Source organism: Lepagella muris (assembly GCF_004793975.1).
Lineage (GTDB): Bacteria > Bacteroidota > Bacteroidia > Bacteroidales > Muribaculaceae > Lepagella > Lepagella muris.
Map to the genome: position 1 here is coordinate 44,712 of NZ_SRYB01000022.1, position 23,880 is coordinate 68,591.

Annotated in this window: 18 protein-coding genes; 1 reads left to right on the top strand and 17 read right to left on the bottom strand. The window is 47.0% G+C overall.

Annotated elements, in window-relative coordinates; genetic code table 11:
- Nucleotides 1-31: 31 nt before the first annotated feature.
- From E5331_RS13705 to E5331_RS20420, 5 genes are all read right to left on the bottom strand, one after another.
- Nucleotides 32-1,906, bottom strand: a complete 1,875-nt coding sequence (locus E5331_RS13705; RefSeq protein WP_169477663.1) for a site-specific DNA-methyltransferase — start codon at nucleotides 1,904-1,906, stop codon at nucleotides 32-34.
- Nucleotides 1,899-2,663: a hypothetical protein gene (locus E5331_RS13710; protein ID WP_123483301.1), complete on the bottom strand. Its 765-nt coding sequence runs from the start codon at nucleotides 2,661-2,663 to the stop codon at nucleotides 1,899-1,901. The genes E5331_RS13705 and E5331_RS13710 overlap by 8 nt, the downstream gene beginning before the upstream one ends.
- A complete protein-coding gene (locus tag E5331_RS13715; protein WP_123483302.1) occupies nucleotides 2,656-3,261 on the bottom strand; it encodes a DUF4391 domain-containing protein in 606 nt (201 codons plus the stop codon). The genes E5331_RS13710 and E5331_RS13715 overlap by 8 nt, the downstream gene beginning before the upstream one ends.
- Nucleotides 3,262-3,264: 3 nt before the next feature.
- Entirely contained in the window at nucleotides 3,265-6,501 is a 3,237-nt protein-coding gene (locus E5331_RS13720) for a helicase-related protein (protein WP_123483303.1), read from the bottom strand.
- Nucleotides 6,502-6,957: 456 nt separating this feature from the next.
- On the bottom strand, nucleotides 6,958-7,095 hold the full coding sequence (locus E5331_RS20420) for a hypothetical protein (RefSeq protein ID WP_168355239.1): 138 nt from the start codon (nucleotides 7,093-7,095) through the stop codon (nucleotides 6,958-6,960).
- 335 nt (nucleotides 7,096-7,430) lie between these two features.
- Between E5331_RS20420 and E5331_RS13725 the strand changes: the two genes are divergently transcribed.
- The gene (locus tag E5331_RS13725) at nucleotides 7,431-8,624 is read left to right on the top strand and encodes an ATP-binding protein (RefSeq protein WP_123483304.1); all 1,194 of its coding nucleotides are present in this window, start codon (nucleotides 7,431-7,433) and stop codon (nucleotides 8,622-8,624) included.
- Between the two features lie 91 nt (nucleotides 8,625-8,715).
- Here the strand turns inward: E5331_RS13725 and E5331_RS13730 are convergent, their stop codons facing one another.
- The 12 genes from E5331_RS13730 to E5331_RS13780 all read right to left on the bottom strand — a co-directional run bounded on the left by E5331_RS13730 (nucleotide 8,716) and on the right by E5331_RS13780 (nucleotide 23,879).
- A complete protein-coding gene (locus E5331_RS13730) occupies nucleotides 8,716-9,663 on the bottom strand; it encodes a prenyltransferase (protein WP_135984797.1) in 948 nt (315 codons plus the stop codon).
- Between the two features lie 50 nt (nucleotides 9,664-9,713).
- Nucleotides 9,714-10,655 (bottom strand): YeiH family protein, encoded by a 942-nt coding sequence (locus tag E5331_RS13735; RefSeq protein WP_275441224.1) that lies wholly within the window; start codon nucleotides 10,653-10,655, stop codon nucleotides 9,714-9,716.
- Between the two features lie 342 nt (nucleotides 10,656-10,997).
- Nucleotides 10,998-12,119, bottom strand: a complete 1,122-nt coding sequence (locus tag E5331_RS13740) for a DUF4249 domain-containing protein (RefSeq protein WP_123483307.1) — start codon at nucleotides 12,117-12,119, stop codon at nucleotides 10,998-11,000.
- Nucleotides 12,107-14,800 (bottom strand): TonB-dependent receptor, encoded by a 2,694-nt coding sequence (locus E5331_RS13745; RefSeq protein WP_135984795.1) that lies wholly within the window; start codon nucleotides 14,798-14,800, stop codon nucleotides 12,107-12,109. Before E5331_RS13745 ends, E5331_RS13740 begins: the two co-directional genes overlap by 13 nt.
- Before the next feature lie 8 nt (nucleotides 14,801-14,808).
- Nucleotides 14,809-15,279, bottom strand: coding sequence for a FecR domain-containing protein (locus E5331_RS13750; RefSeq protein WP_135984793.1), 471 nt, complete (start codon nucleotides 15,277-15,279; stop codon nucleotides 14,809-14,811).
- A gap of 119 nt (nucleotides 15,280-15,398) precedes the next feature.
- Nucleotides 15,399-15,908 carry an RNA polymerase sigma-70 factor gene (locus tag E5331_RS13755; protein ID WP_123483311.1) on the bottom strand — a complete coding sequence of 170 codons (510 nt, stop codon included), beginning with the start codon at nucleotides 15,906-15,908 and terminating at the stop codon, nucleotides 15,399-15,401.
- Between the two features lie 11 nt (nucleotides 15,909-15,919).
- Nucleotides 15,920-16,432 carry a GNAT family N-acetyltransferase gene (locus E5331_RS13760; protein ID WP_123483312.1) on the bottom strand — a complete coding sequence of 171 codons (513 nt, stop codon included), beginning with the start codon at nucleotides 16,430-16,432 and terminating at the stop codon, nucleotides 15,920-15,922.
- A 1-nt stretch (nucleotide 16,433) separates the two neighbouring features.
- Nucleotides 16,434-16,604 (bottom strand): hypothetical protein, encoded by a 171-nt coding sequence (locus E5331_RS20425; RefSeq protein WP_168355240.1) that lies wholly within the window; start codon nucleotides 16,602-16,604, stop codon nucleotides 16,434-16,436.
- A 122-nt stretch (nucleotides 16,605-16,726) separates the two neighbouring features.
- The gene (locus E5331_RS13765; RefSeq protein WP_123483313.1) at nucleotides 16,727-18,100 is read right to left on the bottom strand and encodes a metallopeptidase domain-containing protein; all 1,374 of its coding nucleotides are present in this window, start codon (nucleotides 18,098-18,100) and stop codon (nucleotides 16,727-16,729) included.
- Between the two features lie 33 nt (nucleotides 18,101-18,133).
- Nucleotides 18,134-18,955: a hypothetical protein gene (locus E5331_RS13770; protein WP_123483314.1), complete on the bottom strand. Its 822-nt coding sequence runs from the start codon at nucleotides 18,953-18,955 to the stop codon at nucleotides 18,134-18,136.
- A 95-nt stretch (nucleotides 18,956-19,050) separates the two neighbouring features.
- Complete coding sequence (locus E5331_RS13775) at nucleotides 19,051-20,817, bottom strand: RagB/SusD family nutrient uptake outer membrane protein (RefSeq protein WP_123483315.1); 1,767 nt, start codon at nucleotides 20,815-20,817, stop codon at nucleotides 19,051-19,053.
- Entirely contained in the window at nucleotides 20,817-23,879 is a 3,063-nt protein-coding gene (locus tag E5331_RS13780) for a SusC/RagA family TonB-linked outer membrane protein (protein ID WP_135984791.1), read from the bottom strand. The genes E5331_RS13775 and E5331_RS13780 overlap by 1 nt, the downstream gene beginning before the upstream one ends.
- Nucleotide 23,880: the final 1 nt, after the last annotated feature.

Here is a 23,880-nt window from a genome sequence, read left to right on the forward strand (position 1 = left end):
TGTCGGGGTTGACACATCTTAACAGATTTATTTATAGCACCCTGCGGATAGTATCCGGTGAATAGTGACGGAAGATTTGTTCAAAGTTGTCGAGTACGTTGTCATTGGCAGCAGAGGCATCGCGCATCACGAAGTATTGTGGCTTCATTTTGGCGATTCCAGTAATGGTTGATTCGTTTACATCCATATCGAAGGTGGCGATAAGATAGGTATCATCAACGAAGAATACCTTTTTACCAATGACTTCCTTTTCTTCAATTTTGGCTGATAACTCGATATTGAGTTCGGGCATCACTTGGAATAACAAGTCGAGCGGAGTGCGGTCAGGCTTTACATTGTCAATAGATGAGAATATATTATTCGCATCAAAATCTTCGGGAGTGTAATAGACGTCCTCCATGTTCGACGAGTCAAGTTTGAGCACACGGAAACCGATATCAAGGTCTTGACCTTGAAGTCCGGCCTCCTCCTTGATTTTCTTCCCGGCACGCCGGATTCGCTCTTTGCCAATCTCACAGATATTGGCATATCCGGCCTTGCGAGCTTCGCTATCTTTGTCTGTTTCCTCAGTGAGTTGCACCATAATGAAACGGCGATTGCCTCCGTCTTCGGAGTTCAACTGCATTACAGCGTGTGCGGTAGTAGCAGACCCGGAGAAGAAATCTAGATACAGACCTTGTTTATCTTTTGACAAAAAAACAAAATGTTTAATCAATTCAACTGGTTTAGAAAAATCAAATATTTTGTTTAATTTGAGTTCCTTTAAAGTTATCGCTCCTTTTGCCGTTGTTCCAATATCATCAAGTAATAAAGTCGTATAAGCCGATATCGATTCGCTCTTGGGAAAGATACGGTATATATTATACTTACCGTCTTTATTCCCTAAAACAAGAGCATTTGATGCCAACAATTCTTTTGCCATTTCTTCCCCTACACGCCATCTCCCCTCTGTTCCATTGTCTTTGTATGGATAAACAGTAATACCATTTATAGTTATAGGATACCACATTGAAGGTCTATCTTCGCGTCGATCTGCCACCCCCCATTGTCTAAGGTTTTCCTTACGCCCATCTGATTGTTTTACAATCATTTCAAAATTAACTAAATCAACATTTTTAGCATAGCATAATATATACTCATGAACTGCCGATATAGTTGATGTAGTACCGACCTTTCCTAATTTTGACTTCCAAGTAAATTGGCATACAAAATTAGAATTCCCGAAAATTTCATCACATAGTTTAGTAATATTGGATATTTCTCTATCATCAATTGAAATGAAAATAACACCGTCGTCGGTAAGAATGTCGCGGGCAACTTTCAGACGTGGATAAATCATATTTAGCCAGAAAGTGTGGAAGCGACCGTTGCTTTCGGTATTGCGTACCATTGGGTCAACAGTTTGGTTGCCTTCTTCATCGAATAGTCCGCTATGCGCCTCAAACTCATCACGGCTGACGGCGAAGTCGTCGTTGTAGACGAAGTCATTGCCGGTATTGTATGGTGGATCAATATAAATCATCTTGACTTTGCCAAGATAAGTTTCGCGAATAACTTTAAGCACATCAAGGTTGTCACCCTCAATATAAAGGTTCTCAGAATCGAAACCTCCAGGTGTTCCATCCTTACCTACGCTTTCTTCTCTACATGGACGAAGCGTCATAGTCGTGCGCTCATTGGCCAAATGTGATGCTTTGCGCTTTTCCGGCCAAGTGAACTGATAGCGTTCCTCGCTATCACCGAAGATTTCGTCACTTAGCTCCGACCGCAACTTGTCGAAGTCGATGGCAAGCTCTGGCTTCCCATCCTTATTTAGTCGCTCAGTTACGCACTGCGGAAACAATGTAGCAATCTTTGCCACATTGCTTCGCACAAAATCACCGCTCTGCATATTCAACTTATCCATTATTATAGTTATATCTATTTTTAATTATTACATTCAAAGATTCTTGTTCTAATTCTGGGAATATCAATTGCTTTTCACGCCCAAACAAAGGGTCTGATAATATTCTATATAAAACATATCGCACCAATGCATACTCCTTATGAGAGAATATATGGTAATCCGATGTCCATGCTTCTTGATTTAGATGTAGATGCACTCGTTTTCGAAGTTCCTTACAGTAAGATATATATGAACGAGCCACTTTGGAATCAGTAATATTAAGATAATTACCCTCTAAAACTGAAATTATAAGGAAATGAAAATCCTGAACAGCTTCTTTAGGAGAATTAAGTTTTTCTTTATGACCTTCAACCTTGACAAAAGTTTTTTCGCCTTCTTTGTAAGTTTTCACATCATGAAGAATCGGTTTGCCATATAATTGATATTTTAATTTTTTATAGTAGAAAAGTATATGATAAAATACAGACTCAACAATAGCTGCAGCTGTGATAATATAGTTTTTATATAGCATGCAATATAGGCTGTCCGAGAATTGAAGTTCAGATAGTTGTAAGTCGATATACTCCAAATACTGTAAACTATATGCTATGTTTTTTTTGATAGTTAAATTAAGTCTATCAAAAATTCCATGGGATAAATCTGCCTCTAATTCTGACACCAAAAATGGATACCATCGGTATTTTTTTGGTATATCATTACTACGCAATAGAGATTCAATCTCGGTATTAGTTTTATGAACATTTGAAAATCTATGCATTGATTATATATTTAAGTTTTTGTAGTTCAATGAATAATTCGCGTTTTCGGCGAGGTTGTTTGGTGGCGTTCATTTGACGCTCCAATGCCGCAATCTGACGCTCCAGTTTGGCGCGCTCCTCGTCAATCTTGATTTGCTCTGAAAGGGATTTGTCTTCTTCCACAGCGAATTGACCGATTGATGAAACAATGTTTTCCCAAACGGCATCCAGATTCAAACCTGAGATAGTTAAGGTTGCCTCATCAATTGATAGCCATGATGAAATGAAAAGTTTGTCGTGATAGACGGCAAAGCTCACTTCATCCTCAAATCGCAGGGCAAACACAATGCGTTGCGGTATGCTTTTGGCAAGAAAGGTGATATTCTTCGTGTCGAAATCACGCGATTTTAGTGATACTTCGACTAAGAATATCTCCTTTACTTCTTTCCCTTCTGCAATACCGGGAATGGTGCGGGGGGAAATCCAATTCACGAAGTCAAGACGCGACACATCACCATCGAAACGCTCTCGTTGCGATGGGGACCAATCAAACCGCTTAAATAGCTGTGCCTTTGGAAGCGGTCGTTTGACTTCAGTGGTTGGTGGCAGTCCTAACATTCTTTATCGGATTATAAGGAAACATATAAGTTCAAAGTCATCAAGACCACGTATCTCATTGCCGAAAAGAGAGCCGCTGTCGCCGTCGAGAAACGAGAATAGGTCTGTGTCCTCTTTGACTTTTATTAGTGAGGAGATGGCCTCGCCGAGTAGCCGGGAATACATACCCATGCGTTGACCGTCGCGTGTCTCGGAGTTGAATCGGCGGCAAAGGTCAAGGATCGGTGTGGCATTGCCACGGCACAAATGGCGCATTGTGTCAAGCATACTCTTCGGGTCAAGGTGGTCAATGACTACCTCCGATTCTTTCGAGATATAGACCATGTAGAATGGATGGAGTCGGTTCTTACGGTCAATATTGATTGCATTGTTGCGATTTTTGAGAACGAAGATTACGCCCGGCGGTGCACCTTTTGACGAAGGAACAATGGCATGAAGCCCCATCGGGGTATGCTCTATGTCCTCACCATGCTTGATGTATTCAAGCAGGTCGAGGCGAAACTCGTTCAAGCCCAAGTCCATTATCGAGACACCGGTATTCATTTCCTCAATATCCACAACTTCCTCTTTGAGACGTTCCAACTGGTCACGTCGATATTTTAGGTCGCCCTGTTCGGCATCTGTGAGAGGATTGTCATCGCCGGTGGCAGAGAGTACTGACACTTTCATGCGGGCTTCTACACGCCCTTTGAGATCGATATATTCATCCAAGTCTAAGTCGGGCCAGTAATTCACCAGTTGAATCACTGCATTACGCGAGCCGATACGGTCAATGCGCCCGAAGCGTTGGATGATACGCACAGGATTCCAGTGGATATCGTAGTTTATGAGATAGTCACAATCCTGAAGGTTCTGACCTTCGGAGATGCAGTCTGTTGCTATAAGCACATCTATCTCTTTGTTAAGGTTTGGATATATGGCTGTTTTCTCTTTCGATATGGGGGAGAAAAGGGTGAGAACTTTGTTGAAATCCATCTTCTCACGTGTCTTTATCGTACATCTTGCCTCGACATCGCCGGAAATAAGTGCTGTGTTAAGTCCGGTATGTTCTTTGATAAGCGGAGCAATATTTTCGTAAAGATATTGAGCAGTGTCGGAGAAGGCGGTGAATATTATGATCTTCTTGTTGCCGGGATTGATAGGATTCGTAAACTTGAAGCGAATGTCTTCTATAAGCATCCGGAGTTTGCTGTCATGTTCCGGGGTAATCTCTTCGAGCATGAATAGCAGTGTGCGGAGATTATCGAGATCCTTGGCGAGATATTCGCGCCACTGAATATAATCCATGTCGGCAAGGGCAACGGCTGTTTTTGTGCCTCCCACCATTGCCAATTCTTCCTGTTCATCATAGTCAAAGCCATAATGAACGCCCGGCTCTGCGACACTGGAATTATTATGGTTGATATCAAAGTCATCAATCTTTGTGATTGTGTCTTCCAATAGCCTTTTAATTCTTGACAGTGTAAGACGGAACGAATTTACCGAACTCTCCAATCGTTTGAGCAGGTTGATACTCATGAGCTGTCGGATGCCGCGCTCCCTGCCTGAACGAGAGAGATTTCCAAGTGAGCCACCCTTTGAGTCAATATACTTTTCAAGTTTGCTCGGCAGGATAAAGTCGGAAGGCGTGTAGATGGCGAGATTAAGCTCAGTAACACTCACAAATATGTCGTTAAACGTCACCGCCGTAGGAAGATCTGTAAGTTTTGGAGAACGTGAGATTGGTTTGAGCCTTTCGGGAAACTTCCCGATGTCGGTGGTATCGTAATATTGTTCGATATGCTTACGACTGCGGGCTATTGTCACGCTGTCAAGCACTTCAAAGAAATCGAAACTGAGTAGCGAGAGTAGATTCTTCGTGGTGCGTTCCTTCGGGTTGAGTTTTGACCAACGGTTGAAAGCAGACTGTGCATCACGAAATATCTTGTCGATGGATGACGAGGTGTTTAGAAGTGCGTCCATTCGCTCTGAATCCCCCTCGTAGGCGAGTTGCAACTGATTACGGAGGTCGTTGAAACGATTGTTTACGGGGGTTGCCGACAACATCAGCACCTTTGTCTTCACTCCTGCACGGATCACTTTATTCATCAGTTGAAGGTAGCGGTTTTCGCGAGGGTTTTCATCGTTTTCATCGGTAGTTACCTTGCCGCCGTTACGGAAGTTGTGGCTTTCATCTATAACTACAAGGTCGTAATTGCCCCAGTTTATATGTTCGAGGTCAAGACCGTTGCTCTGTCCTGATGATCGGGAAAGGTCGGTGTGATAGAGAATATCATAACGCAGACGGTCGGCAACCAATGGGTTGTTGACGTAGTTGGAGCGGTATGTCACCCAGTTCTGATGCAGCTTTTTAGGGCATAGCACCAACACCGACTTGTTGCGGTTTTCGTAATATTTGATTACAGAAAGTGCGGTGAAGGTTTTGCCGAGTCCGACGCTATCGGCGAGTATGCAGCCGTTGTATTTTTCCAGCTTGTTAATGATTGCGAGAGCGGCATCCTTTTGAAAATTATATAGTTTATTCCAGATCACGCTTGACTTGAAGCCGGTGGCCTCATTGGGCAGAACGTCTTCGGAAATATCTTCAAGAAATTCGTTGAAGATATTGTATAGTGTCACAAAGTAGATAAACTCAGGCGAGTTCTCCTTGTATGCGTTGGTGATATTGTCGAGAACTTGGTCTGTAACTACTTGCAGTTTTTCGCTATCGTGCCACACTTGGTCGAAAAGATTCAAGTAGAACTGAGACATCGGTGAATCTGTGCGTTGAACGAACTGATAGGCGTTATTGCCTCGTTCACATCCAAGATCCACAGTTGTAAATCCCATGATAGGCATGTAATTGACATCATCTACATTGATGAAGCCCATCATATTCTCATTGGTGCGGTTTGACTTGAAACAAGCCTTTCTCCTTATCCAGTCTGCACATTCTTTTGCAACGGCTTTAAGAGACAGCTCATTGCGTAATTTAATCTCAAATTCAGAACCGAATAAATCCCGTTCACGGTTAAGACGGGGTATGTAGAATTCCCTACGCTGTTTGTCAGCTTTTTCTGTAACAAAGGACGGCGATGTGAATATAAAACGTAGCTCATCGATCTCTTTCAGTTGCTCTTTAAGTTCCTGAAAGGCATAAATTGAAAAACTCGCTGCTGCAATTGACACACGACTACCTGATTTGATGGTATACACCAAATCATTACGCAGGGTTTGATTTATGTTGTCAATGAGTTGCACTTCGGGTCACTCGCTTTCTCAGCCATTGACTCCTACATGGCATAATTAGATTTGTTTGGGCAAAAAGAAAAGCGGGAGTCTTATCGTTACTCGTCCCGCAACTCGTAGCCTTCGAACTTGCTTTAATCGCCAGAACGAGCAACTTCGACTCCACGCTGCTATGTGCAGATACCCCAAACTCATTCCAAGCAGTGCTTGAAATGAGCCGGATAGGTATATACATACCCGTGGCGTCTATCGTTACTCTGTCCTTTGGCGATTGTTTGGAGTGTTCGAAGTTCCGAGTTGCCAAGAACAAAGCGTCAATATACGCTTTTCTTAAATATGTTGTTAGATTTCCCGCGTACCGTAGCGTTATGCTTCTCTGAGCAACGCTCCCACAGCGTGGAAGTCTATGTGCAAAATTACTAAAAATATTTGAAGAGACAATCTAATATGATGGGGAAAGTACATCCTTTAGCAGAAAGTATTGTTTTGGGAAAGTAATTTTCTCATCATGGAAATGGCATAGAGGGGACAGATATCCACATTACGTATGGCATTGTCTGCCGCCCAATCTTTCAGATAATTGTCAATGATTCTCGGAATATACATAAGAATGGATTTTAGTTTGCCTACAAAATTAGTAATTATTCTTCATATACACAGGATATTAAACTATATTTCGGACAAAATCCAAACAATTAAATCGCTGTTTTCAGACAAAATCCAAACAATTAAATCATTTTTTGTACCTTTGATGGTCTAATTGGATAAATTGTACTTTGCTCGATACAATTCTTAAAATTGTACCTTTGATAGTCTAATTTGGTAAATTGTACTTTGCTTAGTACAATTTTGCGAATTGTACCTTTGAAGGTTTAATTGAATAAATTGTACTTTACTCGGTACAATTTATTATCTTTGCAAAATAATTAATATTGATAGATATGGATATTCTGATAAGGACATATAAAAGACGGCTGGCTGATGTCAATACGCGTTTCCATCGTTTCCTTTTCTCTGAAATAGACTGGGAACAACCTCTGATAGGTATCATGGGGCAAAGAGGAGTGGGCAAGACAACCATGATGATGCAGAGAATCAAGGCGATGGATCCAACAGGTGAAAAATCGTTTTATGTATCTCTTGATAATATATGGTTTGCCAACCATTCTCTGATTGAATTGGCTGAAAATATGTTGGATAGAGGTGTCTCGCATCTCTATCTGGATGAGGTTCATAGGCTTATTGGATGGGAACAACAGGTTAAGAATCTGTATGATTCCTATCCGGAACTTCACGTTGTGTTCACAAGCTCCTCGCTGCTTGAGATAGATCATTCAATAGGCGACTTATCTCGTCGTGTTTCAATGCACACATTGCCCGGTTTATCATTTAGGGAGTTCCTGATGTTTGAAAGATATGATATCCCGCAACGACTTGACCTTTCAGATGTACTTTTCTCTCATGAAAAGATTGCAGCCTCAATATCGTCGGTCATAGATGTGCTTCCGATGTTCAGAAAGTACATGGAGAAAGGTTACTATCCGTTCTATAAGTCAATGAAAACGGATGACTACTATAGTCGGCTTGTGCAGAGTGTATCTACAGTCATAGAATATGATATACCTGCTGTTGAGAAAAAAATTGAATATGAGACTCTAATAAAGGCAAAGCGACTGGTGGCAATTGTTTCTGCATCCTTGCCATACATTCCCAATATGAGTACTTTGGCGGGACTCATGGGTAGCAACAGAAGTCAGCTACTGAAGTTATTTGATCTGTTGGATAGGGCTGGTATCATACGTCAGCTGTTTATGTCTGTCGGAGGTCCGAAAGCCCTTGTGAAGCCTCAGAAAATATTGCTTGATAATTCCTCGCTGATGTATGCACTTGGCACACCGCAGATTGGGGCTGCACGGGAAAGCACCTTCGCCTCATTCCTTAGTGTGAGTCATAAGGTGGGATTTGCAAAAGATGGAGATTTCATGGTGGATGGGCGTTATCTGTTTGAAGTTGGAGGGAAAGGCAAAGGTTTTGCCCAGATCCGAAATATTCCTGATAGCTTTGTCGTGGCAGATGACATTGAATTTGGATTCAGCAATAAAATCCCATTGTGGCTATTCGGTTTCTTATATTGACTCCATTATCGTTGCCGGTGATAAAAAACGGAATTATGGCGATATCGTCATAATTCCGTTATATCTGTTTGTCTTGAAGTTGTCGGATGGATCAGAGACCGAAGAAGCTCATTGTGCTGACGTCGGGTGTGCCGGTGATCTCGAAGATGATGAAGGTGAGGAGACCCATGAGGAGCACGTTGAAGTTGGCGAAGTCAATGAGGGTGTGATGATGTTCGCGCGGCAGTGTGCGCATCTGATACCAGATGTAGATGTCAATAAGGAGACAGAGTATGGAGGGGACTATGTCGAGACCCTTCAATGAGAAATTCAACTGTTGGCACATCACAATTGTCACTGCCGTATAGATGACGCCGTTCAAGAGGAATATCACACGTGCAAATTTCTTGCCAACGGCAACTACAAGAGTTTCCTTTGAATTGCGTTTGTTGCGGTAGTAATTATTATATCCGTATACCATTGTCGCGTTGACGCACATCAACCCCATCACTATACTCATATATAGGGCGGGAGCGACGTCAATCCAACTCAGAGGATGCTCCGGATGACGTTCGATCTGTATCAGGGCTGTCGTGATGACGCATACCGGCCCGAAAAGGATAAACGGGGCAATGACTCCGTAAGGGGTACGGAGCAATGGCATGTTGCCACCCATCGTTATCCAGCCTGCAAATGCGACGAATATACCCACCATAAGTGTCCACCATCCTCCTGATACGGCTATCGATAATCCGGCAAGAGCAGCAATCAGTGCGCAGGCGATGCTCCCCTCCTTTAGAAAGGTCTTGGAATAGGACTTGGAGTGGGAGTTGATCCTGGAGTCGATATGATTGCCGCAGGCATGCACTTCATTGAAATATCGGAAATAGAAATTGCCTGCCAACTGTGCGAAGATTACGAAAATCATACACAGGTTGGCAGGTAATAATTCAGTGTAGCCTCCAATCGCAGCACATGCAGTGCCGGCGAATACGCAACCAATGCCCATCATCAGTGAACTGAGACGGACATGGGTCAGGATTGATTGACGGGGGGACATAATAGATGGATAGTTTTGGTGGAATAGTTAGGAATGTTTCTAAAAGAGCATCAGGCGATCGTATACATCACCACGAAGAGGCTTGTCGCACCGATTGCCATCCATAGGGTGAGTGCCTGAATCAACGGCTTTACGCCTACCTGACGTATCACTTTAAGGCTCAGACTCGCACCGATTGCAAAGAGGACTGCCACCAGCGCCTTCTTGGCTATGAAGACGAGACTGGAATAGATGGGTGCCATTACAGGAAGAGCACTCTCGGGAGTGTAGGTGTAGATTACCATTGCCACGACGAAGAGAAGTATGAACCAGGGTATGGAGATCTTTGCCTTGCCTTCCCCACTCTTATCCTTGCGGAAATACCATATTGAGAAGAATACGAGTGGGATTATCCAGAGGGCACGTGTGCACTTTATCAGTGTGGCTATCTCGCAAGCCTCCGCACCGTAGGCTTCTCCGGCTCCGACTACGGAGCTTGTGTCGTGTATCGCTATTGCCGCCCACGTGCCGAACTGTGCTTGTGATAATCCGAATAGATGTCCCAAGGGGGGGAAGATGAAGAGGGCTATGGCGTTGAGTATGAATATTACGCCAAGCGACACTGCCATCTCGTTCTCCTTGGCTTTCAGCGCACCGCCTACGGCTGCTATCGCACTGCCACCGCAGATTGCTGTGCCGGCTGAGATGAGGTAGGAGGTCTTGCGGTCAATCATCATGTAGCGACCGAGCACCACGCCTATGACCATGACCCCGATTACGGAAATTACGGTGAACAGCATGCCGTCGGCTCCTGATTGAAGCGACTTCTGAAGGTTCATGCCGAAGCCTAAGCCCACGACAGAGAATTGCAGAAGATATTTGGAGAGTTTCTTATTGAATTTAGGATAGGGGATACCGAATGTGAATGCGAATACCAACCCGATGAAGAGTGCTACGGGAGGGGTGATGAATTGGTATTTCTCTCCAAACACAAGGTCAAACGGGAAAAGCATTATCACGAGAAGTATCCAATAAAGAGGACCGCCTATTTTTGAGATCATATTTTTTTGCGGGTTCTGATTTACTTCGGATTGAAGATTTGTGTTTCTAGATGTCATATATAATTATTGATTTGGGTTATAACCTCAATAAAAGTAGAGGGGGCATAATGGAAAGTCCGGTCTGCTTTCGAGATTGCGATGCAAAATTAAATAAAAATAGGAAATTTGCAAAATCAGATTAAACAACTGTTGCATTAATATGAAAATTTTAACGGTCGGATAGACTTTGTTGATAGCCTGTCCGACCGTCGGGAAATCTGCATGAGCAGAATAGCGTTATTTGGCGGTGTTTTATTATTTCTCCAGTTTCTCTAATACGAGGTCGCGGATCGGCACCTTGACGGTGTAGGGGGCAGCGGCGGTGACCACGCCCGCCTTCGTCGAGACGTTGCTGTAGGCGAATACCGTCTCGCCGAAACCGATACTCCCCAATGAGCCGGCGATGCCGTCGTTTGCCTGCCACACCGACAACACATGGTCGTAGTAGCTACGGTCGATATGCGATAGCGTGACCGTAATGCCTACCTTCCCCAATTCCGGATTCTTGTCGGGATTATAGCATTCGTATGAAACACGTTCAAACTTTAGGTGGAGAGGGTAGCTCTTCCCTTTTATGCGACGGTCGGTGAAGATGGTATATCCGAATGTCTCGGTAATGGTTGATTCCAATATCGACACATGTTCGGTAAACAAAGGTTCTCCCGAATAGTCGATATAATTTACATCCACCCTTTCATAGTAGCTGTCTTCAGTTGAAAGGTCGTCTGAGCCTTCATAGTCAGAACAGGAGTATTGTTTTTTGGGGTATGAGAGTTCAAAGAAGTTATCAGTGTCTGCCGGGTCGGTGAACCATACCAACATATCAAGATCCATCCCGTAGGTATCCGGTCCGAACTTATTTGTGTAAACCCTAAAATTATGCATGGTTGTCTCTACGGCATCTATTTCGACTGGGTATGGCACTGTCACTTCTGCCGAAGCATCCCCATATTTCTTGTCGTGTGCCTCAATGCGTATGCGGTCGCCGCTTTTAGGGATATAATCGGCAAGATATGCGTAATGTGTTTTCTTGTGATAAATATAAATGCCGTTCTCATCAAATTCGTAATAGCCGTCATTATTGTCAGTTACGAGTTTGCATACCATAGTCTCCTTAAATTCATCATTTACGAATAGCGAGACATCGGCATCCGTAATTACGATTTTCGGGTCGACTTCATTCCATCTCCAGGTGCGTGATAGGTTGACTTTGATGCTGTCGCCGGGAGTGATGAGCGAGTTCATGCATAGCACTGGGGTCGATGCTATGTTGGGGTCAAATTCCTCGTAACATCCCGTCAGCATAGCCGACAGGATAAGGAGCAGAGAGAAATAGAGGGTCCGGAAGTAGCGGAAGAAATATTTTAGAATAGCCATGTGTAAGATATTGATGGGATTACTGGTATGAGTTTGATTTTCTTGAATACCCGATAGAAGTTATATTGTCCGGTGTTGTAGTCGAATTTATCGGAATAGTCACGCTGTACGCCTATGGTGCTCATGTTGCAATAGGCGTTGTATAGGGAGAAATCCCAATAACCTCGGCGATTATAGCGTCGGAAGTTGAGGTCAAGGCGGTGATTGAAGGGGAGGCGGTAGTTGTTCACTTCCGTTGCAAGCGTCATGTCATAATTCCAGGGGGCGAGCGCGGGATCCTGCCAGCACTGGGTAGGGAGGGTGATTCTGTTGCCGGTCATCCCTGTCCAAGCTGCCGACATCTCCCATTTCTTGTTGATTTTCCAATTTAGGAGCACATTTATCTTGTGGCGGTTGTCGAAGCGTGCGGGAAATGGCTTGCCACCATTCTTATCGGCATATTGGCGGTCTGCCCACATCAGGGAGTAGGCGATATGTCCGGATAAGGCACCGAAATCTTTTGAGATCTTGAAATCCAATCCCTTTGCCGAACCCTTACCGGCAGTCAGTTTCTTTGTCCAATCGGTCTCAGGCGAGAGCAGGTAGTATTCATCTGCATATTCGAGCAGATTGCGCATCTTTTTCCAGTAACCCTCCACTGATACAGTCCAGCCTTTGCCGAACGAATAGTATGCGCCGGCGAAAATTTTGTCGGCGGTCTGGGGTTTCTGATCGTTGGTGACGGGCACCCACTGGTCGGTGGGTAGTGATATGGAGCTTTGGATGAGCTGATGCACGTATTGCACTGTGCGTGAATAGCCGGCCTTCACCGCCCAATCCTTTGCCGGCTGCCATCTGAGCGAGAGACGTGGCGAGAGATTGGAGTGGTTCTTCCCTCCGATATGGAAGAGGGAGAAATGCAGACCGTAGTCCACTCGCAGAGGGTCGGCAGGTCGCCAGTCGCCCCCGAAATAGGCGTTAAATTCGCTTGCGCGATATGTGGATACGCGGTCCTTAACAACGGAATTGACTTCATTTGATGAGAGCGTGCGTGTCGTTAGCGAAGGGAGGAATGAGTGGAGAGTGTAGCCGGCTCCGAAATTGATGCGGTGTGACTGATGGGGCGACCAATCGAAATCGGCTTTCAGAATCCAGTCGTCGATATGGTTGTCGCTCCTCATTTTGTCGGAAGTCACATTGGTTGGGATGTTTCCTTCATTATATCCGTCGGCTTTGGAGTGCTCCAGACGCGACGCATAACGGGAATAGGCACCTGTCAGCTCTCCAAACAGCTTAGGTGTTAGCATATAGTTCCAGCCTGCCGATGCCACTATATTGCCCCAACGGAGATTCGATTTCTCCTCGTCCCAATAGGCGTCAGCTTTATCTTTATCCCAGTTCTGTGAGACGCGCAGATAGTCCTCGCCGTAGTAAAACATCAGGTAGCCGCGGCTGCGGTTGTTGAATCGGTGGTTGATCTTGGCATTTATGTCGGTGAAGGCATAGTTTGTGCTTGTCTTCTCATCCTCGCTTATGGCATTGTATATGGCGAATATAGGTATGGTCAGGAGGTCATACCATGAGCGGCGTATGGCGAAGCTGTAGGATGTACGGTCTTTCCATATCGGTCCGTCGATGTTGAAGGCGCCGGAGGTCAGTCCCAGACGGGCGGAGCCGTGATGCTCGCTCATTGAGCCGTCTTTCGTATGCACATCCATGTATGACGACAGCCTGCCGTCAAACTTCGCGGGGAATGATGATTTATGAAAATCGACGTTGCGGATTGCCTCGGTATTGAAGGCGGAGAAGAGTCCGCCCAAGTGGTTCACCTGATATAGCGGGATATTGTCAAGCATATACATGTTTTCGTCGGAATTTCCGCCATGCACGTACATCCCTGCCATTCCGTCTATGCCTGCGGATACACCCGGCTCAAACTGGAGGGTCTTGATGACGTCGCTCTCGCCGAATACGACGGGAGTGTTGAGTATCGTGTTCTTACCGACGTTGAGACTTCCGACTCCGGCAGTCTCAAGGGCGACGGTGCGGTTCTTGTTGCCGATGACTACAACGTCTTTTATGGTCTGTGCATTCTCCCGCATTGAGATATCCATCTGCCGGTCTTTCGACAGGGTGAAGGCAGGTAGCTTTTCAGGAGCGTATCCGGGATATGATACGGTCAGTTGACATTCACCTTCCGGGATAGATATGGAGTAGAACCCCATAGCATTGGTGAATACTCCGTTTTTAGTAGAGGAGCATGTGACTGTCGCGCCGGCAAGAGCCTCTCCGGTCTCAGCCTCACGCACGAACCCACTGACGACGTATTTTCTCTGTTTCCTTACAATCTCCTTGCTTCGAGACAACAGGATGTTGTTTTTCTGTATCTTGAAAGTTATTCCGGTGCCGTCAAACATTTGAGCCAGCACGCTTTTCAATGAGGCATCGTTAGCATTGACAGTCACGTTAAGTCCACGCAACAGGTCGGTCTGATAGATGAAATTTTTGCCGGTCTGTCGCATTATATCGGCGAATACCTCAGTGGCAGGACGGTTCTTGGCATGGATGCTTACTTTGTCAGTCTCTTTTGCCGGAAGCTCGGATAATATGGCAGGATCCGGGATGGCTGCCGTGGAGTTTGAGGCATACGCGAGGAGGGAGGCAGAGCATAGTGCAGATGTTATGAGTAATGAGCGGTTCATAAGTCGGATTATTGTTCTACCTGATTATTTTGTTCTACCTTGAGATTCGTGTCAAGTATCTGGTTGATTGTGTCGATAAGCTCGTAGGCATTCCCCTCGTAGCTGAGTGTAAGATGAATGTCGGAGTCGGCTGGTAGTCCGGAGATCTTCACGTTGTATGCTTTCTCGATCTCCTTCACGACCATCGACAATGGCATGTCGTCAAATTCCAGTCGTTGAGGTGTCTCTGCGGTCATTACCGGAGTCTTTACAGTCGTTTCCGTCGGTTGAGTGGCGGAGGGTTGAGGTATGGCGGGGGATAGATAGAGATAGATTGCAGCTGAAGCGGCGAGGACTATCGCCGCGACAGATGCTGCCGCGATGTTGCGCCGCAGCCAGGAATAGCGTGAATGTGTGATGAAATTGAGATTTTCCTTGAAAGCCCCCTCGCGGTAGAACTTTGCTACGAAATCCAGTGATTCATTAAATTTACGTGTCATGATAATTTGCGTGTCATGTTGTGATGTATTCTGCCTGGCTTCCGGACGCCTTGCATACTAATGACACGAAATCTGCGCACAACCCCTATGTCAAGTGGGAATTTTTTTGAAAAAGTTTTTCAAAGTGTGAGAAACCAGAAGTCGGATGATGATAGTTTACGGTCTCCGCGAAGTCGGGAGAATGCCTTTGTCATTTGGTTCTCAACGGTTTTTATTGATATTCCGAGTGTGTCGGCTATTTCAGCATTCGGCATCGCATCCCGTTTGCTCATCAGGAAAATACGGCGGCATTTTTCCGGAAGATTGTCAATGGCTTGCCATAGGCGGGCATCCCGTTCTGACGTGTCAATGACCTCTTCCGATGGCTGCTCCTCATAATATTCGATGGGTATGGTCTCCATGCGTCCGTTGTCGCGGCACCAGTTGAGCGATGCGTTTCTTACTGCTCGGTATATGTAGCTTTTAAAATTGTCCGGCTCTTTTTCGTCGTTGAATTTGTCCCATATTTCAAGAAATACAGACTGCACGATGTCTTCTGCCGCTTCTACTGATAGAGTGAAGCGCAGGGAAAACATTCCGAGAGGGAGTCTCAGTTGCTCGTAGTATTTTTGAAATATTCGGCTGTTCATTGAGAGTAATGTCAAGGCAACTCCATCATATCAAAGAACATAAGACGAGTATGGTCGTTTTCCTCTTTCTGAGTGAGCTTGGTAAATCCATTCTTTTCGTAAAACAGGATTGCATCGAGGTACGCATCAACTGTTATGAACCGAAAAGCGGAGTAATTGCTGTTGGTATTCAACATATCTTTTATCAAGTTCATCAGTTTTGTGCCAATGTGTTCCCCTCTGTGTAAGGAAGAAACTGCAAATCTACCAATTTTTATAGCCGGGTAACTACTGAATCTTTTGCCATCGGGAAATCTGTCTTTGATTTTTCTCCATTGGCTGTTAGTAACTTCCTGCTTGCTGATTTTATCGTTTAGCAAACAGAAATACGCAACAATAGTTCCTTCATCTTCAAGTATAAATGAATTGGCAATACGTTTGTTGAGGAAACCTTTGGCATCCTCAATAAGAAAGTTATTCAGGTCTTCGTCTCCACAATCGAAGCCGTCAACCAATGTATCTGCGCTCAGTCGGACAAGTTTCATTCTACAGACAAACTGTAATCAATTTCTTCGCTTCTTTAACTGCCTCCTGAAGTTTGCGACCATTTTCTGCTCGCTGTTCCTTGGTAAGACTTTCCACCTGTCGCATTCTTTCCTCGAAGCGAACGGCATCCTCACCTGTGAGAATTGGGGTTTCTGCTATTGGTCTTGCCATAATTTTACTCCTTTCTTTATTTATGATTACAAAGATACAACAATTTCCTGGAATATTTGTATCACAGAGCTATAAATCATGCATTCTTGGCATATTTACATCTGGTATGAAAAAAGTGCCGGTCAATTGACCAGCACCTTTTTTCCGTTGATTATGTAGAGACCGGGGGAGGTTATTTCCCTTATCCGGATACCCTGCATATTGTAGATGATTTTTTCTGAGTCGTTGTCTGCGGGTAGGTCGTCGATACCTGAGTCTCCGGTAGATGAGAACTTAACTTTGAAGCTGATCTCCTTGCCTGCTTTCTGCACTCCCGATATTGAGAACGGTGCACGTGTGCCATCGCTGTAGAATGGGTAGTCATCGTCATTCTCAGTGCCGAATGTATAGCGTTTTGTGTCGGGACCTAACGGTGCCTTCGCTATTGATCCGGCTTTATCGGTCGAGCCTCCTGGTCGGAATATGTAGACCTCAAAGTTGGCTCCGGTATTACCGTTGAGGGAGGGGTTCACACGATATACGAGCAGGCCTGACGCGGGCAGGGAGCAGTCCCATACGTTGCTGTTGTCGCGGTATTCCAGCATGAAATACTCCGGTTTCGCCGGGTCGGGCACAATCTTGTAGGCTACCGTCTCGGTATCACGGGTGGAGATTGCCGGTAGTGTATAGGTGCCCTCTTCGGTCAGTGTGGGTATCTTCTCTTCCGGAATCCAGTCGCCGTAATCCTTCCCATATTCAGAACGCATGTAGGCGGTCATTCCCTGCGGCTTGAATTGATTATCGCTCATGAGGTCCCATATATTGACCGGTTCAAGCTTGTTGTCGCCGGATGTGTATAGGTCGAATGCGTTAAGAGTGTGCATCATCTCATGGCAGAGCACTCCGGTGTTGAGCGGCTGAGGCACCATTGACTTGTAGCCGTTAGCCTGATCAAACACCCGTAGGAAATTGCCAGATTTCAGTCCGCGCAGTTCTGCGGTAGCCCCACGGTTATTCATCGGCCAAAGCATCTTTGATGCCGATAGATCCGACTTACCGCTGATAATTATGACGATATTGTCGATCTCCCCATCATTGTTGCGGTCAAGTTCGATATCTTCCGGCAACTTATCTTCAAGGAATATGCACATGTCCTTAATCAAGGTCTTGAAACGTGTGTCAAAGAGGACATCCAGCGATGAATAACCATCCGGGTTGGTTGATGATTTGGGTTGGAAATAACCGCGTGTATGGCTATCCTGATATTCCACTTCCGCGAAGGTCGATTCCCAATCAAACCGCCCGTAGCTCATGTCGAGGAAGAAGTTACGCACTGAATTTGCATCCTGAGTAGTGTCGTTAAACATCTTCTCGTAATAGTCTCGGTCGTGTTGCCAATGACCTTTGTTTTCATCGGCAAACCTGACGAAGACCACAAGGTTAGCCATCTTGACGGGCTCGGCGAAAGCGGCGAGCCCGAAGATGACTGCAAATATAAGAGAGGTAAGGCTACGCATAATGTCGGAGTCTTAACAAGTGGCTTATTGGTCTTATTTTACAAGGACTTTAGAAGTTTTTGCGCCCTGACGACGGATGTAGATACCCGGTTCGTCGCCGTTTACTTTTAGACCCTGAAGGTTGAAGTATTCCACGGGAGCGTTAGCGTCATCACCGATGATATCCTCAACGCCTGCACCGTTTTCGGGGTATTCAGTCTGTGTGTAGGTGAAGAGCTTGATACCTTGGATGAGTACGGGAGATGTTATGTCATCGACTACAGCAGCAGTCACTTTCTCTTTGGAGTTTAGTGTCATGCCGGAAGTGCCATGGACCTCATCCTGAAGATTGCTCCATGTCATCTGACACTGTTTTGACAAGGGCTTGAAGGGGGGTACGCCAGATGCGATGACTGCAAAGTCTACACGCTCAATATGACCTTTACCTCCATAGAGAACCATGCTCTTCAGTGATGCTTCACTTGAAAGATATACGCTGAACTCAGCACAATCGGGAAGCCACATCATTATGCCGCCACCGTTCTGTGCCATTATTGAACTTGCTCTCGGGAGAATTATCGCTCCTGTCTTTGTGCCTTCCACTCCCTGTTCACCCTCTGCGTTGTAGCCTTTGATTTCTGCATCGAGTTCACATTCTGCATATTCGCCATCACCGTTTTCGTAAGCTGCGGAGAGAAGCTGAATCTTGAACTCATCTGTGAAGCCGCAGTATTTCTCCAGTTTCTCCTGAGTGTCAAACCAGAGCCAGCCGTTGGCATCGCAGTCGGCGGGATCGAAGTAGTTGTAGGTCTCCTGTGCATTAGCTGCTGTGGAGAGAGCTGCTACGACAGAAATTGAGAGTAAAAAATTTTTCATGAGCTTATATTATTTAAATGAAACAATATTGGTAAATCTTGTATGCGGAGAGTGGGGAGATGGAGAAAAAGAGGAGAGGAGGAATGGGGGAGATTTTACATCTCCACCCATTCTGGATTCTGTTCGAGACCATGATAACGCACGTCGTCCCAGTCAAGCGGCAGATAATACTGACGCGGACGGAAATAGCGCACCACGGTGTTGCGTCCGTTCACCACAGGATTGGTGATCTTGCGTGTGCCGTCAGCCTGTTCTACTATCTTTACTCCGTAAAGCGGGTTGGTAGAACCGGTCATGCGTTTCTCCGCGATGTTCCAACGGAGAAGATCCCAATAAGTGGTTTTCTCGAAAGCAAGCTCAACGCGACGTTCATTCACGATGTCGTCCCAAGTTACGCTTTTCAGTTCAGGCATCTTCACGCGGCGTCTGATCTGATTCACCTTATCGAGAGCATCACCGATACGTCCCTTCTTGAAGTCGATCTCCGCATAGTCGAGCAGGAGCTCGGCAAAACGCCAAAGGATGCAGTTCTGGGAGCTGCCGTAAGTCTCGTCGGTGTCGATTACCTGACGTTCGTTAAGGAATTTCGCCATATAGTAGCCGGTGCGTGTCACGGCGGCAGAGGTGGATGTGCCGTATTTGGTCAGATCCTCTCCGGCAACCTCCTTACCGTCTACTACAGTGTAGTGTATGTCCATGGTGTGTCCGCGCCATTGCGCCCCGTCGTAGAGCACATTGGCATAGAACCTCCAGTCGCGACCCTCGTAAGGATTCTTCTTGTCGTAGCCGGAAGCCTTGTCGGTTATCATCATGCCGTTGTCCATGCGGTATTCATCCACGTGGTTCTGTGTCGGATTATAAGCGGCGACGGTGCCACCGAAAGATGATGCGGAGGCATCGCGGTCAAGCTTATGACCGTTGGCAGAGGAGAAGTTGCCGTCGTTGGCGTGCTGCACCTCCCAGATGGATTCCTGAGAGTTCTTGGTAAGGAAGATATTGCGGTATTCCTCCACCACCTCATCGCGCGTGGTGCCGTTGATAGGGATAAGGCTGTATTGTCCGGTGGCGATCACGCGGTCATACTCTTTCGCTGCGAGGTCGAGCATCTGCATCGACTGGTCGTCGGGGAAGCCGAGCCATCCCTTCTCCTGATTCTGGAAATGTTCGCCGGCTGCCCAGAAATATGTCTTGGCGCGAAGCATGTAGCATACCCCCTTCGTTGGGCGTCCGATGTTGGCATCGGTGTGCGACACAGGGAGAAGCTTTGCTGCCTCTTCAGCCTCGTTGCAGATGAACTCCACCATCTCGGCGTAGGTGGCACGCGGGAATTTGGTGTCTTCCATCAGCGGGTCATACGTGCGAGTCAATATCATTGTGCCGCCGAAGTTGCGGAGCATCAGGTAGTAATACCATGCGCGGAAGAAATGAGCCTCACCCACTACGCGGTCGCGTACCGACGGGGCGAGTTGCGACTCGTTCATCAACAATGTATTGATGGAATTTATCTGTGTGTAGAACTTAAACCATTCCGTGCGTGCACGTGTGGTTATGTCCTGCTGTGAGCTTTTGAGGATGTTGCCGTAGTCGCCCTGATACCAGTCGCTGCGTCCCACGGTCAGCTGGTCGCCATACCAAGGCTCATATTCCGATCCGAGACCTTTCATGATTGTGGTCACGAAAGTGTAGAACCCGGGATCCATTTCATGATACCAAGGTAGCACGTATTCATCAAGAAGATGCTCGTCGCCCCAGATGACCGTGCCGGGGAGTTTGTCGAAAGGCTCTTCGCGAAACATTGAGTCGCATGAGGAGAGTCCGACGGCTGCTATTGCAAGGGGTAATATATATTTTTTGAAATTCATCAGAAACCTACATTAAGAGTTATACCATAAGTTCGGGAGAGGGGATATCCACGCAGCGACTCGGGGTCCATGTTGTGGAGCGAGGATATGGTGAACAGGTTTCCTCCCTGGAGAGCAATGTCGAGGGTGGAAATGTGGGCGTTGCGCAGCATTTTCGCAGGGAAGCGGTAACCCAATGTGAGGGCTTTCAGGCGTAGGAAGCTACATTCCTTCACCCAGAATGTCGAGGGAAGACGGTTGTTGTCGCTCGATGATGTGAACTTGATGCGGGGATATTCCGCACCGGGGTTCTCCGGAGTCCAGGAATTTGTGTAGTGGTAGTCCTGGAAGCGTTGCAGCGAACGGCTCTCAAGAGTGTAAAGCTCGTTGATCTGCTGGTTGTAGCCGGATACTCCCTGGAACTGGGCGTTCATGTATATGCCTTTCCATGATGCGCCGAGAGAGATGCCGTAGTTAAGACTTGGAAGTGAGGAATTTTTCACGTAGACGCGGTCGTTGGCAGAGAGCACTCCGTTGCCGTCCTGGTCGAGATATTTTATATCGCCGGGGGCAAGGGTGGAGTTGTTCATGCCGTCCTGGTCAACGGGCCACGCTGCAATCTCCTCGTAGCTTTGGAAAAGTCCGGCAGCCTCATATAGCGACCATACGAGATATGGCTTCCCTTTGCGGCGGAGGTTCTCCACGTTGGCTGATTCATCGCCATAGTCAAGCACCTTGTTGTTGGATAGGGCTATGTTGAATCCGACATTGTATCTGAAATCGCCGACGGTATTGACGTGCTTCACCGAGAGGTCGAAACCCTGATAGCGTATCTTTCCGATGTTGACGCTCGGCACTGATCCGCCTGTGCCGACCGAGGGTGGGAAGAGATAGGCTGGCGCGCCTGTGATGAGGTTGGTGCGGTAACGCTGGTAGAACTCAGCAGTGACGTTAATGCGGTTGTTCCAGAAACCGAGGTCAACGCCTACGTTCCAGTCTTTCGACTTACCCCACTGCAGGTTCTCGTTGGGCACCACGCCGGAGGCATTCACGATGCCGGGGGCGAAGTTGCCGCCGATGGGATAGCCGTAGGAGGGGGAGAAGATGTATTGCTTCAGGTAGCTGTAGTCGCTGACGCCACCGTCGTCACCGAGGATACCGGCGGAAGCGCGGAGCTTCGCGAAGGAGAGCAATCCGGGATTGACGTTATGGAAGAAGTTCTCGTTGCTGATTACCCACGATGCCGACACGGTTGGGAAGAAGCCCCAGCGGTGTCCGGGCGCGAAGCGTGTGGAGCCGTCGACACGGAAACTGAACTCTGCGAAATAGCGGGAGCTGAAGCCGTAGGTGGCACGTCCGACAACCGAGGCTCGCTGGCTGAAATATTCCGAACCGTTGATGGTGCCGGTGGAGGTGTTGCCCATGATTTCGGGATACTCACCGGAAAGATTGTTGTTGATACCGTTGAGATACTTGTTGTTGTAGTCCTGATAGTTGAGCACCACAAGACCTGACACGTCATGCTTCTCCGCAAATGTACGGTTGTAGTTTACGCCAAATTCTATGAGCTTGTTGTTGATGGTCTGCCAGCGGTCTTCCATCTTGATTTTTGCAGTCGGATAGATTGTCTTTGGATCTACGGAAGAGGTCTGAGTCTCCTCGTTCCAGAGATAAAGAGCCACAGGTTTGGAGTATTTCTGCGTGTTCTGATGGTTGAGGTCGATGGTGCCCTTCAGATATACCTGCAAGCCGTCAACCCCCGGAATCTGATAGTTCAGGCGGGCGTTGAGGGTATGGAAGTCAGACTTCACCTTGTTGTATCCGCCGAGACCCTCCACGTTTATGAGCGGGTTGCCCCCGTCGATCGAGGCGAGGTTGCCGTCGGTGAAACGGAGCACCTGGAGCGGGGAATAGCTGTAGGCTGCATCGATAGTGGTGTAGCTGGAGTTCTTGTTGGTGGATACGGATCCGTTGAGGTCGACAGAGATGGTGAGACCCTTCATCAGGTCGGCATCAAGTTTCGCCGCATAGTTGTAGCGGTCGCGGCTTACGTTGGAGTAGAGACCCTTGGCGTTGGTGTAACCACCCGACAGGAAATAGCGTATCGCTTTTGTGCCGCCCGACACGCTCAGCGTGTATCGCTGTGAATGACCCCACTTGTCGAGATAGTCGAGCATGTTCTCGTTGCCGTATAGGTTGGGATTGGAGCCGATTGCGGAGAGGTCGTAGGGGGTGTAGGTGCCGCTTGCGGATGCCTCCACCGCACGGTTGTAGAGCTCGGCGAATTTATACGCATCAAGGAATTCCGGAAGATAGGTGGCTTCCTGGAAATTGAACTGACCGCGGAAATTCACTTTCACTTTCCCGCTGTCTTTTCCGCGCTTGGTCTGCACGAGAATTACGCCGTTGGCTGCGCGTGCACCATACACGGCGGCTGCCGCTGCATCCTTCAGCACAGAGATGCTCTCGATGTCGTCGGGGTTGAGGTCGGAAAGACGCATCTCGCCGTCGGATGTGTTGGTGCCGAGACGTGGCACTCCGTCGATTACGAGAAGCGGGTTGTTGTTGTTGCCGCGCACGGCAAGTTGTGCCTCGCCTCCTGCAGAGGGGTCGCCCGAAGTGGTCATTACTCCGAGACCGGGCATTGTGCCCGCCAGCGACTGGTCGACGTTCATGGAAGGGATCTTGGCAAGCTCATCTCCGGTGATGACTTCCACGGAGGAGGTCAGCGAACTTTTCTTCGCTGTGCCGTATCCGATCACGACAACCTCGTCAATGTCGCTTGCGGCAGGTTCCATCTTCAGGGTCGATAGATTGGCACCGGGAGCGACGTCTACAGAGAGGGTGCGGTAGCCCACGTAGGAGAGGGTTATCTTCCCTTTCTTATCCGCAGGGATTGTCAGACTGAACTTTCCGTCAAGGTCAGTCGTTGCGCCCAGCATGGAGCCATCGAGTTTGACAGTGACGCCGATCAGGGGTTCCCCTTTCTCATCCACGACGATTCCGGTGATGGGTGCGTTCCCTTGTGGAAATGCTGCCAATGCCGACACGCATGCCATTATTATTGATAGGATAATTCTCATG

What these genes read in the sequence shown, in the direction of transcription:
- E5331_RS13705 (WP_169477663.1), bottom strand. Translation starts at nt 1,906, where the DNA reads ATGGATAAGTTGAATATGCAGAGCGGTGATTTTGTGCGAAGCAATGTG.
- E5331_RS13710 (WP_123483301.1), bottom strand. Translation starts at nt 2,663, where the DNA reads ATGCATAGATTTTCAAATGTTCATAAAACTAATACCGAGATTGAATCT.
- E5331_RS13715 (WP_123483302.1), bottom strand. Translation starts at nt 3,261, where the DNA reads ATGTTAGGACTGCCACCAACCACTGAAGTCAAACGACCGCTTCCAAAG.
- E5331_RS20420 (WP_168355239.1), bottom strand. Translation starts at nt 7,095, where the DNA reads ATGTATATTCCGAGAATCATTGACAATTATCTGAAAGATTGGGCGGCA.
- E5331_RS13725 (WP_123483304.1), top strand. Translation starts at nt 7,431, where the DNA reads ATGGATATTCTGATAAGGACATATAAAAGACGGCTGGCTGATGTCAAT.
- E5331_RS13730 (WP_135984797.1), bottom strand. Translation starts at nt 9,663, where the DNA reads ATGTCCCCCCGTCAATCAATCCTGACCCATGTCCGTCTCAGTTCACTG.
- E5331_RS13735 (WP_275441224.1), bottom strand. Translation starts at nt 10,655, where the DNA reads ATGCTTTTCCCGTTTGACCTTGTGTTTGGAGAGAAATACCAATTCATC.
- E5331_RS13740 (WP_123483307.1), bottom strand. Translation starts at nt 12,119, where the DNA reads ATGGCTATTCTAAAATATTTCTTCCGCTACTTCCGGACCCTCTATTTC.
- E5331_RS13745 (WP_135984795.1), bottom strand. Translation starts at nt 14,800, where the DNA reads ATGAACCGCTCATTACTCATAACATCTGCACTATGCTCTGCCTCCCTC.
- E5331_RS13750 (WP_135984793.1), bottom strand. Translation starts at nt 15,279, where the DNA reads ATGACACGTAAATTTAATGAATCACTGGATTTCGTAGCAAAGTTCTAC.
- E5331_RS13755 (WP_123483311.1), bottom strand. Translation starts at nt 15,908, where the DNA reads ATGAACAGCCGAATATTTCAAAAATACTACGAGCAACTGAGACTCCCT.
- E5331_RS13760 (WP_123483312.1), bottom strand. Translation starts at nt 16,432, where the DNA reads ATGAAACTTGTCCGACTGAGCGCAGATACATTGGTTGACGGCTTCGAT.
- E5331_RS20425 (WP_168355240.1), bottom strand. Translation starts at nt 16,604, where the DNA reads ATGGCAAGACCAATAGCAGAAACCCCAATTCTCACAGGTGAGGATGCC.
- E5331_RS13765 (WP_123483313.1), bottom strand. Translation starts at nt 18,100, where the DNA reads ATGCGTAGCCTTACCTCTCTTATATTTGCAGTCATCTTCGGGCTCGCC.
- E5331_RS13770 (WP_123483314.1), bottom strand. Translation starts at nt 18,955, where the DNA reads ATGAAAAATTTTTTACTCTCAATTTCTGTCGTAGCAGCTCTCTCCACA.
- E5331_RS13775 (WP_123483315.1), bottom strand. Translation starts at nt 20,817, where the DNA reads ATGAATTTCAAAAAATATATATTACCCCTTGCAATAGCAGCCGTCGGA.
- E5331_RS13780 (WP_135984791.1), bottom strand. Translation starts at nt 23,879, where the DNA reads ATGAGAATTATCCTATCAATAATAATGGCATGCGTGTCGGCATTGGCA.